The sequence below is a fragment of the Bernardetia sp. Wsw4-3y2 genome (assembly GCF_037126295.1).
Taxonomy (GTDB): Bacteria; Bacteroidota; Bacteroidia; order Cytophagales; family Bernardetiaceae; genus Bernardetia.
On record NZ_CP147017.1, the window covers coordinates 2,588,363 to 2,602,985 of the forward strand.

Consider the following 14,623-nt stretch of genomic DNA (forward strand, 5'->3'; position numbering starts at 1 on the left):
TTTGAAAAAGTAGATAGAGGTTTTTTTATTCACTCAAAATTTCACTTCTATCAATAGGTAAATAAATCAAAAATGTAGTTCCTTCTCCCATTTTGCTTTCTACCTCCATCTTTCCTTGATGTTTTTCTATTAATCCAAAACTAATAGAAAGTCCTAAACCTGTTCCTTTTCCGACTCCTTTTGTAGTAAAGAAAGGTTCGAAAATCTTTTGACGTGTTTCTTCACTCATTCCTTTTCCAGAATCTTGAATAGAAACTTTAGCTGTTTTGATGTTTAAAGGTGATTCTTCTTGGGAGAGTTTTTGAGTAGAAATAATGATTTTATCTTTTTGAGGTAATTTAATATCTTCTTTTTCTCTTTTTTCATCTATTGCCTGAATAGCATTTGCAATAATATTTGTAAAAACTTGATTGAGTTTACCTGGGAAGCATTCTATTTGAGAAATACCACTATCAAAATTTCTGATTACTTCTATATGATCTTTGTATTGAGGACGCAAAATAACAAGTGTAGCCACAATATTTTCATGTAAGTCTGCCCAACGAAGTTCTACTTCATCTAACCTAGAAAAAGTACGCAGACCTTTTACAATTTCGCTAGTTCGGTGTGCTCCATATCGAATATCTTTTACAAGTTGATTCAAATCTTCTTTTAATTCCTCAAATTCAATTTGAGTTTTTAATTCTAATATTTGATTAAATTTTTCTTTTTTCTTTTGTTGATTTTCTTTTTGAGCTTGTTCTGTATTATTCTCTGATTTTTCTAATACTTCATATTCTTCATATAAAACCATAAGTTCCATAAGTTCATCTAAGGTAGTTTGAAGAGCATCTACTCCTGCATAAACAAAATTTATGGGATTATTTATTTCATGGGCAATTCCTGCTGTAAGCTGTCCCAAACTTGCCATTTTTTCAGATTGAACCAAATGAATTTGGGTTTGATTGAGTCGTTGAACAGTATCTTGTAACTCTTCTTTTTGTATTTGAAGCTGTGATTTTTGTTTTACAATTTCTTCTGTTCGGTTGGAAACTTCTTTTTCTAAATAAATTTGATTTCGTTTGTACTGTAAATTTCTAAGATAATAAATAAGTAAGAAAAGAAGAATCACACCCAAAACACCACCTACTTGAAAGCCTAATCGTTGATACCAATGAGGTTTTACTACAAAATTTAGAATAGCAGGATTTTCATCATTCCAAGTTCCATCTCCTTTTTTAGTGATTACTTCAAAACGATATTCGTTAGGAGGAAGGTTGGTATAAGATGCACTACGCTGATTTTGAGAGTTTATCCAGTCTTTATCAAAAGGATCAAGACGATATTTAAAGTCTAGTGAAAGGGAGTTTGTATAATCAAAGGCTGTAAAGAAAATAGTCAAATACTGCGTTCCTGCTTCTAAAGAAATATCTTTATTAAAATCATAAATAGTTTTTTCATCAGTTTCTAGTTTTTCAAAAATAGGTTGAGATTCATTTTTTCTTTTTGTGATAGAAGATGGATTTATATGAACAACTCCACTATAAGTTGGAAACCAAACATTCCCTTTCAAATCTACTAATCCTCTTCCTGTTCCGACCATTTGGTCACTTTTCATTCCATCTGTTCGATTGAAAAAACGACAATCTACCAAATCAATTTTTTTCTCTGCAAAATCATTGAGTTGTTTGGTCTGTATTCGCATTAAACCATTATTACAAGGTAACCAAAAATAACCCTCTCTATCTTCTAAAATATCAAAAACAGTTCCTTCACACAATCCAGAACTGGCATCATAATTTGTAATTTGCTCTCCTTTTATGCGTGTAAGTCCTGAATCTGTTCCTAACCAAATTATATTATTATCGTCTACAAAAATTGAAAAAACAATGTTACTTGCGAGTCCGTTTTGTGTCCAAAGCTGTTTAACAATTTGTTTGTTTTCTATAAAAGAAATTCCTCTTTTTGTTCCAACAATAAAATTTCCTGTTTTATCTTCTGCCATACTCATAATGGTTTCTGAAGCTAAGTTTTTACTTACTGTTTTGAAAGAGTCTTGGTGTGTAAGATAAAAAAGTCCTGCTCTTCGTGTTCCTACCCACAAAGTAGAGTCTTTTGTTTCAAAAGTCATACGAACTTGGTCATCTAAAAGTCCGTCGTTTAATCCGTAAATTTTATGTTTATTTTCTCGTGTAATTTTGACAAGACCATTATAGGTGCTTATCCAAAGACTAGAATCTCTATCAAAAAGTAAGTGACGAATACGCTGGCTTGGAAGCTGTAAAGGTAATTTTGCATTTCTGACAGTATTTCCATATAAAATAGAAATAGAATCACTTTCTCCAGCAATAAGATATTTATCAGGTGTAAATTGTACAATAGAATAAATTACATTAGAGCAAAGCCCTTCACTAGGACTAATATTAACAAATTTTCCATCTAAAATCTGGGCAAGTCCACCTCTAAACATAGCAATCCAAATATTACCATCTCTATCCACTAATAATTTTTGTAGAATATTACTAGACAGACCTTGATCTTCGTTGTAATGCTCTAGTAATTTTGTTTTTTTATTAAAACGATATAATCCATTTTCAGAAGTAATCCAATAAAAACCATTTTGGTCTTCCAAAATATCAGATGCATCTTTTATAGCCGTTATTTTTTTGTAAGGAGAATCAGCTAAAGAATCTCCTTGTAATAGTTTTAACCCGTTTTCTGTTCCTACCCATGTAGTTGTATTGATTGTTTTGGCAAATGAAATTCCTCTTGTCTGTTCAAAATCTATTATTCGGCTTATTTGTTGGTTTTTATAGCGTACTATATCACCCCGAAGAGATGTAAAGTAAAGTGCATCATCTTTTTCAAAAATAGAAGCCACAGCTCCTTGTAAATATAGGCGAAGTTCTTTTAGAGGTCTAAACTGTTCGTCTTGATAATAAAAAATACCGTTTGTACTTGTTCCTACCCAAACAATTCCATTTTTATCTTCATAGATTGCTTCAATATTGTATTCATTTAAAATATTAAACTCTATAGGAACACTAAATTCATTATTTTCAAATTTCAAAATCCCTCGCTGTGTTCCTACCCAAACATTTCCTTTTGAGTCAGATAAAAGTGAGCGAATAGCATGAGAGCGAATAATAGGCGTATTTTTGACTGTATAGGGGGTAAACTTTGCGCCATCAAAACGAGCTAATCCATCATGAGTAGCTATCCAAATATATCCTTTTTGGTCTTGAATAATATCTATAATAGCATTTGAAGGTAATCCTTCTTCAGTTGTCCATTTTCTAAAAATATATTGAGAAAGTGTTTTTTTAGAATCAAGATTTATAGTTTGTTGAGCAAATGAAAAAACAGGAAATAACACAAAAAAAAGACCACTCAAAAAAATTACTAAATGAGTAATTCTTATGATTGAAAAAATAAATAAAGATGCTTTTATAGGAGATTTCACTCTGTTTTTTTTATATTTTTTTCCAAAATTGAAGTACGACAAAATTTTTGAGTTTTGAAAATTATAAAATGCACAAACATAGGTTTGATTAGTTAGTTAGAAAGAAATAAAATTTTAACACTTTATTTTATTTGCCTTTCTTTGATGCAATTCCTGAAAAAAACAATAAACACATTACAAAAACATATTCGTAGCATCAGCATGGTAATTTTGTCAGCCTTATTACCCATTTTGGCAAGTACAGGCATTACGGTATTGCTTTTGTATTTTGAAAGTGAACTTCTACTATGGAATTTTTGGCAATGGCTTTTTCTATATTTGGGAGTTAGTATTTTGATGGGTTTTGCGCTTATGCCTACTACATTGATGGCTTTCTTGACAGGTTATTTTTTAGGCTTTGAAGGAACACCTTTGATGATTGGTTCTTATTTGATTGCTTCTTATACAGGTTATCAGTTGGGATTATTTTTGGAAGGTGAAAAAATTCATAAAAATCTATTAGAAAAGCCAAAAGTAAGTCATTTTTTGACTTCTTTGAAAGAAAAAAGCTGGAAATTGATTATTTTAGTAAGACTTTCGCCTGTCTTGCCTTTTTCAGTCATGAATTTGGTGCTTTCTGCCATTCGTTTTCCAATGAAGATTTTTTTGATAGGTTCTTTTATAGGAATGATGCCCAGAACTCTTTTTGCAATCTATATAGGCACAAGAGCACAAAACCTAAAGAGTTTGATAGAAAATGAAACAACAAGTGACTTTCCGTATTCAGAAATAATAATTGTATTGCTAACTGTAATTACTATTTTTGGAATTGGTAGAATGGTAAGAAATTCAATGAAAGAGCTAAATAATGATAAGTTATCAAATGGTTGAGCAATAATGAAAACCTTTTTTGATAAAAAATAGTAATAATCTAAAACAAAATATACAGACCCTAAGGTTTTTCAAAACACTTAGAATCTACATAAAATAAAGAAATATGTCTAAACTAACACCTGTTGTAAAAGTATTATTGATTCTTAATATCGTTATTTTTGCTCTGCAATATATTTTACAGAATTATGGAATTGATTTATCTGAAATGTTTGCTTTACGTTATTTTGGAGCAGAAACATTTGCACCTTATCAGCTTGTTACACATATGTTTTTACATGCTGGTTTGTGGCATATTTTAGGAAATATGTATGCCCTTTATATCTTTGGACCTCCTTTGGAAACTTATTTTGATTCTAAAAAATTTCTTGCTTTATACATGATTGCAGGCTTGGGAGCAGCTGTTTTGCATGTGGGTGTAAGTGCTTGGGAAGTTCAGAACATGCAAATACAAGTAGAAGAGTTTAAAGCACATCCAACTCCTGCTGAATTCACATCATTTATGAAGGGAGAAGGTTTTTATGCCTATGATCGTTCTACTGAAATACGAAACTTTGTAAATGATTTTGAAGAAAATCCAACTAATCAATCTTATATTAGTAACGCAACAAGTTTGGTTGATAATATTGCTTACGCAAAACGAAATATTCAAACTGTTGGTGCATCAGGTGCAGTATTCGGAATTTTGGCAGCCTTTGGGATTGTCTTTGCAAATATAAAATTAGTTTTACTTTTTCCACCTATTCCGATAAAAGCCAAATATTTGGTTTTTGGATATGCTTTGTATGAAATTTATGCTATTTATCAAGCTAATCCGACAGATAATGTAGCCCACTTTGCACATATTGGAGGCTTTATATTTGGAATTATTTTGGTTAAATTGTGGGGGAAAAGCGATAAACCGATGAGGTGGAATTAATATTTTATGTCGTTGGTTGGCATATCAACATTTTTATGTAGGGAAAAGGCACGCCTTTCCCTACTCAGTAGGAAATTTAGTAGCTCTAAATAAATTATAAATGACTATTTTGGGAAAACACATGCCTTTTCCCTACAAATACAAATTACTGGTGCGACAATTTGTTATGCACTCTCAACAATAGTAAAGCAATTAATACTCATAAAATTTTGTATTAAAAAATAAAAATAAAAATAAAAATAAAAATAAAAATAAAAATAAAAATAAAAATAAAAATAAAAATAAAATTAAAAATAAAATGGAATTACGAGATAGATTACAATATGAATGGAGTAAATCAAATAATGTAGTAATGCGAATCATTATGATAAATGTAGCTGTTTATCTATTATTTGCAACTATAGTAATTATTTCTAAATTTGGGGGTTTTCCTGCTTTACAAGATTTTGCTATAAAAGCATTATATCTACCAGCAGATTTTATGGACGTATTATATCGTCCTTGGACATTAATTACTCACGCATTTACCCATTCTTTAGGAGATACACTACATATTATTTTTAATATGTTGATATTCTATTGGTTTGGAAATATTGTTGTTTCAGAAGCAGGTTCTAATCGACTTCTAGGTGTTTATGTATGGGGAATATTTGCAGGAGCAACTGCATTTTTAATGTTATACAATTTAGTACCTTATTTTATTGCTTTCAAGCCTCACATGGCAGGGGCAATTGGCGCATCAGCAGCAGTTGATGCTGTAGTGGTAGCAGCAGCTACTTTACTTCCTAATACAAAAATGAGATTACTCTTTTTTGGAGAAGTGAGTTTAAAATGGATTGCTTTGGCTGTTGTTCTTATGTCTTTTGTATCATTAGCTGGTGGAAATGCAGGAGGCAATATGGCACACTTAGGAGGTGCATTGATAGGTTATTTATTTGTGGTTCAATATAGAAAGGGAAATGATTGGAGCAAGCCTGTTGTGAGTTTTGTTACTTTCTTTCAGAATATTTTCAAAAGAAAACCTAAAATGAAGGCTTATAGAGGTGGAAGTGCTGCTAGTGATGAAGCATATAATCAACAAAAACAAGCACGAGCAAAAAAATCTACTGAAGAACAAAATACAATTGATGAAATTTTAGATAAAATTTCGGCTTCTGGTTATGAGTCGCTTACACAAAAAGAAAAGCAAATATTATTTCAAGCAAGCAAAAAGTAAGAAATAGTTTTAGAGTCTGGTATCTATGAGTTTAACCGTACCAAATCTTCTATCTTTATTTTGGTACGGCTGTCTTATAACAAAAAACTAAAAAGAATATTTCTGAAAATTCTACTCTTGATGTATGCTATCCAAGTCCAAAATATAAGATACATTTTTTTCAAAACGATTTTCTTGAATTCTATCAAATTCTTTTACATAATCAGGATTTTCTGTGTTCATTATTCTATCCCAAAATCTAAAATAAAGTCCATAATTACCTTTGAATTTGGCATGATGAAGATTGTGATAAACCGAAGTATTCATGATTTCAAAAAGAAATGAGTTTCTAAACCATTTTGGAGTAATTTCGAATCCTAAATGTCCGTAAACACTAAACCAAAAAGAAGTAAAAGTAACTGCAAGAATAACAAAAGGATGAACAGGAATAATAAAAAGTGTAATCGGAATAATCACAGCTTCAAGAATAGCTTCTACAAAGTGAAAAGAATAAGCAGCCCAAGGTGAAGGATTGATAGATTGATGATGAATGCGATGAATGCGCTTGAATAATTTGGGAGAATGAATAGTTTTGTGCATCCAATAAAAGTAAGTATCTTGAATCACAAGTACCAAAAAACCACTCACAGGCAACCACCACAACGGAAAATCAGACATAGTTGTATAAATCTGTGAATACTCTCCAAGGGAAGAATAAATAAAGCCAAAACCAATAATTCCAAAAACAAGTGTGGAGAAAATAGAGTGTTTTATTTCTCTCAAAAAATCTTTCTTTTGGGCAAAACGACTTTGAATTTTATTCTTGTAAAATTCATTAGAAAATAATTTATAGACAATCAAAAAAGCTAACCCTGCAAAAATTAAGTAGCGAAGTAGATTGCTAATAAGAGGTACATAAGGCGAAAAATAAAAGGCTTGAGTTTCCATAATAGTATGTTTGTTTTAGAGTGTATAAACTTATCAACCAGTTTATAATGAATGACTTATGATTGATTTTATTTATACAAATATACTATACAAGAGAGCCTTTGGAGATTAACAAAAGATAAGTAATGAAAAAAAAGAATTATTTTTTTTGAGCCTTCGTAGCAATTCGTTTTCGAATTCTGGAAAGTGAAACAGGTGTCATTCCCAAAATAGTAGCAATATATTTATCAGGAACTCGGTTTACAATGCTGGGCTTTGACTTGACAAATTCTATATAACGTTCTTCAGGAGAATAGAGTGTGAATGATTCTATTCTTGCAAAAGAGTCTTTGAGGACATTGTGCAAAAAAAATAATCTACCTTGTTCTAATTTTGGATTTTTGGCTATAATTCCTTGAACCAAATCATAATCTATTATTAAAATCTCTGTTTTTTCTAAGGCTTGATAATAAAAACGAGAAGGACGCTCATACAGAATAACATCATACGAAGTAATAAATTGATCTTCCCACCGAATGGCAGTTGTTATTTCATCACCTTTTTCATCAACCGAAAAAACACGCATCAACCCTTTTTTGATATAGGCAATTTGTTTTTTTTGTTCTCCTTCTTTTATAAAAAAATCAGAAATTTCAAGTGTTTTGAGGCTTGTATTTGCAAACAAATCTTTCAAATCTTGCATTCCCAAGCCCTTAAACATACCAAAATAATGGTTTAGTTTTTCTAAGTCTATCATAGAATTAAATTATTTACCAATAAAAAGAACAGGTTCATCGAAAAGTAATCTAAAAGTAAATTTTTAGCTTGAATATAGCCAAACATAATGAAAAGAAAAGCAGTTTTGAAGCCATATTTATAAATACTTTTTTCATCTAAAATACATAATGAATTACGATATAATTTTTACAGGAGGAGGCGCAGCAGCATTGATGTTACTCTACAAAATGACAAAAGACGAAACCTTATCTCAAAAAAAGATTCTAGTTATTGACAAAGAAAAAAAAGACAAAAATAATCGTTCATGGTCTTTTTGGACAAATAAAAAGACAGACTTTGATATTTTAGTTTATAAAGAATGGCAAAAAGTGCGCTTTATTGCTCCAAAAATAGATAAAATAGACACGCTAAAGTCTCTCAAATATAAAATGATTCGTGGGATTGATTTTTATAATTTTGTCAATGCTAAATTATCTGAGTTCGAAAATATAGAATTTTTGCAAGCAGAAGTAAGTGATGTAAAATCAATTTCTGATACAGAAGCAGAAGTAAAATTGACAGAAGAATTTGAAAACAAGACTTTTCACTCTGAATATGTTTTTGATTCTCGTTTTCTACAAGAAGATATTCCACCAAAAAGTAATGATTATCATTCTTTATTACAGCACTTTTTTGGTTATGTTGTTGAAACGGATGAAGTTGTTTTTGATACCGAAGTAGCACAACTTTTTGATATGCGTTTGCCACAACGAAATGCCGTAGAGTTTGTATATGTTTTGCCATTTTCTCCTAATAAAGCCTTAGTTGAATATACACTTTTTTCTGGAGAACTTTTAGAAAACAAAGAGCTTTATAAAGTTCGCTTGGAAACTTATATGGCTACGAAACTCAAAGTAGAAGGTTTTAGAGTTTTAGAAGAAGAATATGGAGTTATTCCGATGACTGATTTTAAATTTGAGCAACCAAAGCCAAAAAATATAATTTATTTAGGCACAAAAGCAGGAAGAGCCAAACCAAGTACGGGTTATGCATTTTTGAGAATGTATAGAGATGCAGAATGTAGAGTTGAGGCGTGGGAAAAAACTGGAAGTCCTAATTATGAAGAAAAATTCAATAAGCAATTTGAAACTTACGACAAAATGATTTTGAATATCATGGAACGCAATCCAAAAGACATTCAACGTATTTTTACGGATATGTTTCAGAATAATTCTATTGAAAGAGTTTTACTTTTCCTAGACGAACAAACTGATTTTCTTACTGATTTAAAAATTATGGCTTCTGTTCCATCTTTTCCTTTTCTGACTTCTATTAAAAACTTAATAACAGGAAAAAAAGGGCAAAGACTACATCAAAGTTCTATCAAAATAGCCTCATAACTTCGCCAGTAGACATAATTTTTCAGAGTGAGAAATACTAAATGATAAACTTTACTTTTTAGAAAAAAATACTTTCTTTTTTGATGTATTTGTTTTGTTTAAATTTGCTTTGTATCTAGCTTTGGAAAATTTTTTAGCCACCTTCTAATCTCAAAAAATGAAAAATATAATTGTCTTGCTTTTTATAGTTGGTCTTTTAGCTTCTTGTCAAAATAGGGAAACTAAAACAGAAGAGAACCAAAATTTAGAAGAAACACAAACATCTGAAATAAGTAATGAAACTCGCACTTCTTCTTCAGAGCAAACTAATAATGATTTTGATGTTTCAGTTTTTAGTCGTGATAATGTTGATATGTATGGAGGAGTTGCCCTAGAAAATGAAGAAGGAATTCTTTGTTATATCAATGAAAAAAATAAGACAGGAGAAATAGCTATCGGAAATGATCCTTATTCTATCACAGAAATAAATATTAATGAAGGAATTTATACTTTCAAAGGAGAAGGTTTAGAAATAACTACAAGTAAATGCAATTATGAAGAAAAAGAAGCTGATTGTATATATGGAACTTTTGATTTAGTAACAATTAAATTTAATAATCAAGTCAAAACATTTGAGAATATCAAATTACAAGATTGTTCTAATCTAGGAATGTAGTTTTTTTATAAGCTAGGATAAGATTCATACTTTTCCTAGCTTATCAATTTTATTTGAAGTTAATCGGACATTTTACCTCTTCCCTTCCTCGTGCTGAACGTCTCAAATCATATTTTGGCATATAGGTAAGACTAATTTCATAGCTTCCACCTACATTAACAAGCGAAGCCAAAGCAAAATCATAACTTACGCCAAACTGCCAATTTTCTACTTTTACTCCACTAACTAAAGCAAGTGCTGATGAAGGCAAAAGTTGTGTGCCACTGCGAGTTGGCAAACCACGATACCAAGCTCCTGCATATAAGAAGTCCCACTCCCAATTAATGCCTGTATCAACTTGTAAAAATGGACTTTGATATTGAAAAATTGCAGAAGGAACAAGTGTATGTTCATCATTCAAAGCAATTCTATAACCTGCCTGTGCTGTAATTCGAATAGGAATCTGATCTCTTATATTTGAAACTGAAATATCAGGTTGTAAAAGATGATAAGCTGCTGCACCAATCCACATTTTAGAGTTATAAGCCACAAAACCAGTCCCAAAATCAGGATAACGAAGTGTGAAGTTTGAAAACTCTTCTTGTGTTACATTTCCACTGAGCATGGCGTCCTCAAAGCGCAAACCATCCATTCCCTGACTTCGTTGTCCATAACTAAATTGCCCTGCCATTGAAAGTTGCCAATCATTCTGAAACTGAACTCTATACGAATAAATTGCAGCCACTTCCAAATTATTTGCATTTAAAGAACCCACTCTGTCTTGTTTTACCCAACCTGCTAAAGCTCCTCTGCCTGTTCCTAAGTTATAATCAAATCCACCAAAGAAAGACTGAATTCCACCATTTACGCCATACCACTGTTGGCGATACAAAACAGATGCTCTCCAATGTGGAATTGTACCTGCCCAAGCAGGATTTACAGTCATGGGTGCGCTCCAAAACTGTGTAAAACGACTATCTTGTGCTAAAACAGAATTAGAAATAGTATAGAAAAGCGAGATTAAAAAAAGAGATAAAATACAATTTATAGATTTTACTTTATTTATTTTAAAACTTAATTTCATAGTAGTTGAATGTTACTTTTTGTTTTAGCCTAGGAAAATTATAAAAAGAACGTTGAGATTCTTATTTTATTCACAAATTTATTGATTTTAAATTACTTTTTATCAAAACTGTATCTGTAATTCTGTGTTTACTTACTCTTACTTTAACTTAAAAAATAAATGTCAAAAGATAAGAACACTTTTTTTTCTCAACAAATCATATCTTGGTATCAGCAGAACAAACGAGATTTACCTTGGCGTGATACTCAAAATCCATATAAAATATGGCTTTCTGAAATTATTCTTCAACAAACTCGTGTAGCACAAGGAATGCCTTATTATGAAAAGTTTATTGAGCATTTTCCAACTGTTCAACAGCTTGCAGCAGCAGATGAACAAACCGTTTTGAGACTTTGGCAAGGCTTAGGATATTATTCAAGAGCTAGAAACTTACATGCAGCAGCCAAATATATTTCAGAAGAACTAAATGGTGTTTTTCCAAATAATTATACAGAAATAAAAAAACTAAAAGGCGTAGGAGATTATACAGCAGCAGCTATTTCTTCTTTTGCTTTTGATGAAGTACAAGCTGTTGTAGATGGGAATGTTTATCGTGTTTTGGCTCGTTTTTTTGGAATAGAAAAAGATATTACTTCGACTGAAGGCAAAAAAGAATTTAGAGAATTAGCTCAAAAATTAATCGATAAAAAAGAACCTGCTATTTACAATCAATCAATTATGGAGTTTGGTGCGCTACAATGTGTTCCCAAAAATCCGAATTGCAAAATCTGCCCATTGCAAGAAAAATGTAGAGCCTTTGAGAAAAGTTGGATAGAAAGGCTTCCCATAAAAGGAAAGAAAACAGTTGTAAAAGACCGTTTTATGCACTATTTTGTTTTTGTAAAGCAAAATGAAATTGATTCAGAAAAAAAAGTTTTAATACGGCAACGACAAGAAGGTGATATTTGGCAAGGACTAAATGATTTTTTTGTAATAGAATTTTTAAACAAAGACAAAAAGAATTTTGAGCCAGTAAAGGAATTACAAAATAAATTGAAGGAAGATAAATTTGATATAGAATTTGAGAGCATTCAGAATCTAGAATCCAAACTTAAATCTACTCACGAATCTATTATCTTCAAACACCAACTTTCTCATAGAACCTTGTACGCAAAATTTTATACTCTAGAAATAAACAATACAAAAGAGCAAATAGAATTTTGGAATAAATTGAAGAAAAAATATAATTTAGAAGAAATAAATTGGCAAAACTTAGATAAAATTCCAAAACCTGTGCTTATTAGTAAATATCTTGACTATTTAGTCTCACATCTTTTCTAAATCTATTATTTTTTTGTATTTTTACGTTATAATTCAGTAAAGTATTTATACTTAAGCTAGTCAAACAACCGTTTCTAAGTACGAAGTAAATCAAATCAATTTTATTAGTTTATTTTACAATCAATTTGTATTAAAATCAATTTTAAAGTATGGCAGGAGTAAATAAAGTAATCTTATTAGGAAATCTAGGGCAAGACCCTGAAATTCGTACCTTAGAAAATGGAACAAAAGTATCCACTATATCTATTGCAACCAGCGAGAATTTTAAAGATCAATCAGGTGAATGGCAAGAACGTACAGAATGGCATCGTGTCGTTTTGTGGCGTTGGAATGCAGAAAAAGCAGAAAAACTTAAAAAAGGAGACAAAGTTTATGTAGAAGGTAAACTTTCAACTCGCTCTTGGGAACAAGATGGAGTAAAAAAATATGTAACAGAAATTGTAGCTAATGACCTTCAATTTACTGCTAAAATGGGAGACGGAAATTATAATGGAGGCGTTCCGATGCCAACAGAAAATCCTTATGGTGGAAGTTCTACGAATTCTTCCTCTTCAAATTCTTCTACTCAGAATACAGAAGTGGCAAGTGAGTTGAGTGGTTCTAGTAACCCTGAAGACGATCTTCCTTTCTAATCTAAAACTTAATTTTTACGACATTGAACGACAGCGATAGTTTTAGTTGGAATATCACAAGCATTTTAGACAACTTTTCTAGTTTAGATATTCTTTTACAAATAAATAGCATACAGGCTTCTAATTTAGCAATGTATGCTGTAGAATTATTTGTTATACTCATTTTATTGCTACTTTCGGGGCTGATTTCAGGTTCGGAAGTAGCCTTTTTTTCTCTTACTACTCAGCAAATAGAAGAATGTAAAGACAGTAAAAAACTAGTAGATAAAAAACTTTTAGAACTTCTTAGCAAACAAAAATTACTCTTAGCTACTATTTTATTATTAAATAATCTAGTAAATATTGCTATCGTAATTTCTTCGACCTATATGATGTGGCAGATTTTTGGGCGAGAGGAAGAAGGGATTATTGTTGTTATCTTAACAGCAATAGTGACAGCAGCTATTGTGTTTTTTGGAGAAGTTGTTCCTAAAGTTATTGCTCGTCAGCGTTCACTTTTATTTTCAAGGAGTGTTGCTCGTCCGATGGCATTTGCCATTACAATATTTCAACCTGCTGCTTGGATACTTGCTTTTATGGGTGAGAGACTAGAAAAAAGTGTTAAAAAAGGGCAAAATCAAACACCTGTTTCTGTAGAACAACTCAATAAAGCATTAGAACTTACCACTAATAACGAAGCAGCCAAAGAAGCAAGGCAGATTTTGAGAGGAGTAATTAATTTTGGTCAAATCAATGCCAAGCAAATTATGACTTCTCGCACAGCCATCACTGCTGTAGAATATTCAACATCTTATGACAATCTGTTAGAAACAATCAAAGAAAGTGGATATTCTAGAATTCCGATTTATAAGGAGAAAATGGATGATATTATAGGACTAATTTATGCAAAAGATTTATTAGCTCATTTGAGAAAAGGAAGTGATTTTGAGTGGCAAAAAATTATCAGAGAAAATGTTTTTTATGTTCCAGAAACAAAGAAAATAGATGATCTTTTTCAAGATTTTCAGACCAAACACATTCACATGGCAATTGTAGTGGATGAATATGGAGGTACTTCTGGTTTGGTAACTTTAGAAGATGTAATCGAAGAAATTGTAGGTGAAATAAACGACGAGTTTGATGATGAAGAAGAACGTTTGTTCATCAGAACAGCAGAAGACGAATATATTTTTGAAGGTAAAACACTTTTGAGTGATTTTGCAAAGGAATTTGAATTACATGGAAGTCATTTTGATACTGTAAAAGGAGAAAGTGAGTCTATTGGAGGATTGATGTTAGAGCTTTTTTCAAAAATGCCTATGCGAGGAGAAACAAAAGAATTTCCTCCCTTTGAGTTTGTTATCGAATCGGCTGATAGAAAGCGAGTAAAGAAAGTAAAAGTGAGAGTTTTACAGCGAGAAGACCAAAAAGAAGAAGACTAACTAATTATTAGCTATTAATAAATGATATAGAATGTATTATTTTTGCCAATCATTTAAAATTA

At 31.1% G+C, this 14,623-nt stretch carries 12 protein-coding genes; 8 read left to right on the top strand and 4 right to left on the bottom strand.

Annotation, left to right across the window (positions count from 1 at the left end; genetic code table 11):
• Nucleotides 1-25 precede the first annotated feature (25 nt).
• Entirely contained in the window at nt 26-3,442 is a 3,417-nt protein-coding gene (locus tag V9L05_RS10500; RefSeq protein ID WP_338811843.1) for a two-component regulator propeller domain-containing protein, read from the bottom strand.
• 210 nt (nt 3,443-3,652) lie between these two features.
• On the opposite strand from V9L05_RS10500, the gene V9L05_RS10505 reads away from it, so the two are divergent.
• The 3 genes from V9L05_RS10505 (at nt 3,653) to V9L05_RS10515 (ending at nt 6,447) form a co-directional block, all read left to right on the top strand.
• A complete protein-coding gene (locus V9L05_RS10505) occupies nt 3,653-4,312 on the top strand; it encodes a VTT domain-containing protein (RefSeq protein ID WP_338811846.1) in 660 nt (219 codons plus the stop codon).
• 106 nt (nt 4,313-4,418) lie between these two features.
• Entirely contained in the window at nt 4,419-5,231 is an 813-nt protein-coding gene (locus V9L05_RS10510) for a rhomboid family intramembrane serine protease (RefSeq protein WP_338811848.1), read from the top strand.
• A 298-nt stretch (nt 5,232-5,529) separates the two neighbouring features.
• On the top strand, nt 5,530-6,447 hold the full coding sequence (locus V9L05_RS10515) for a rhomboid family intramembrane serine protease (protein ID WP_338811849.1): 918 nt from the start codon (nt 5,530-5,532) through the stop codon (nt 6,445-6,447).
• Nucleotides 6,448-6,558: 111 nt separating this feature from the next.
• Here V9L05_RS10515 and V9L05_RS10520 read toward each other — a convergent pair whose 3' ends face one another.
• Both V9L05_RS10520 and V9L05_RS10525 read right to left on the bottom strand, forming a co-directional pair.
• The gene (locus V9L05_RS10520) at nt 6,559-7,374 is read right to left on the bottom strand and encodes a sterol desaturase family protein (protein ID WP_338811851.1); all 816 of its coding nucleotides are present in this window, start codon (nt 7,372-7,374) and stop codon (nt 6,559-6,561) included.
• A 139-nt stretch (nt 7,375-7,513) separates the two neighbouring features.
• Nucleotides 7,514-8,110, bottom strand: coding sequence for a Crp/Fnr family transcriptional regulator (locus tag V9L05_RS10525; RefSeq protein WP_338811852.1), 597 nt, complete (start codon nt 8,108-8,110; stop codon nt 7,514-7,516).
• Nucleotides 8,111-8,258: 148 nt separating this feature from the next.
• Between V9L05_RS10525 and V9L05_RS10530 the strand changes: the two genes are divergently transcribed.
• A complete protein-coding gene (locus V9L05_RS10530) occupies nt 8,259-9,470 on the top strand; it encodes a lycopene cyclase family protein (RefSeq protein ID WP_338811853.1) in 1,212 nt (403 codons plus the stop codon).
• Nucleotides 9,471-9,627: 157 nt separating this feature from the next.
• Nucleotides 9,628-10,125, top strand: a complete 498-nt coding sequence (locus V9L05_RS10535) for a hypothetical protein (RefSeq protein WP_338811855.1) — start codon at nt 9,628-9,630, stop codon at nt 10,123-10,125.
• A 49-nt stretch (nt 10,126-10,174) separates the two neighbouring features.
• Here V9L05_RS10535 and V9L05_RS10540 read toward each other — a convergent pair whose 3' ends face one another.
• Nucleotides 10,175-11,188 carry a PorP/SprF family type IX secretion system membrane protein gene (locus V9L05_RS10540; protein WP_338811857.1) on the bottom strand — a complete coding sequence of 338 codons (1,014 nt, stop codon included), beginning with the start codon at nt 11,186-11,188 and terminating at the stop codon, nt 10,175-10,177.
• A 159-nt stretch (nt 11,189-11,347) separates the two neighbouring features.
• Between V9L05_RS10540 and mutY the strand changes: the two genes are divergently transcribed.
• The 3 genes from mutY to gldE all read left to right on the top strand — a co-directional run bounded on the left by mutY (nt 11,348) and on the right by gldE (nt 14,561).
• The gene (mutY, locus tag V9L05_RS10545) at nt 11,348-12,508 is read left to right on the top strand and encodes an A/G-specific adenine glycosylase (protein WP_338811858.1); all 1,161 of its coding nucleotides are present in this window, start codon (nt 11,348-11,350) and stop codon (nt 12,506-12,508) included.
• A gap of 149 nt (nt 12,509-12,657) precedes the next feature.
• Complete coding sequence (locus V9L05_RS10550) at nt 12,658-13,140, top strand: single-stranded DNA-binding protein (protein WP_338793280.1); 483 nt, start codon at nt 12,658-12,660, stop codon at nt 13,138-13,140.
• Between the two features lie 23 nt (nt 13,141-13,163).
• Nucleotides 13,164-14,561 (top strand): gliding motility-associated protein GldE, encoded by a 1,398-nt coding sequence (gldE, locus tag V9L05_RS10555; protein WP_338793279.1) that lies wholly within the window; start codon nt 13,164-13,166, stop codon nt 14,559-14,561.
• The last annotated feature ends 62 nt before the right edge of the window (nt 14,562-14,623 follow it).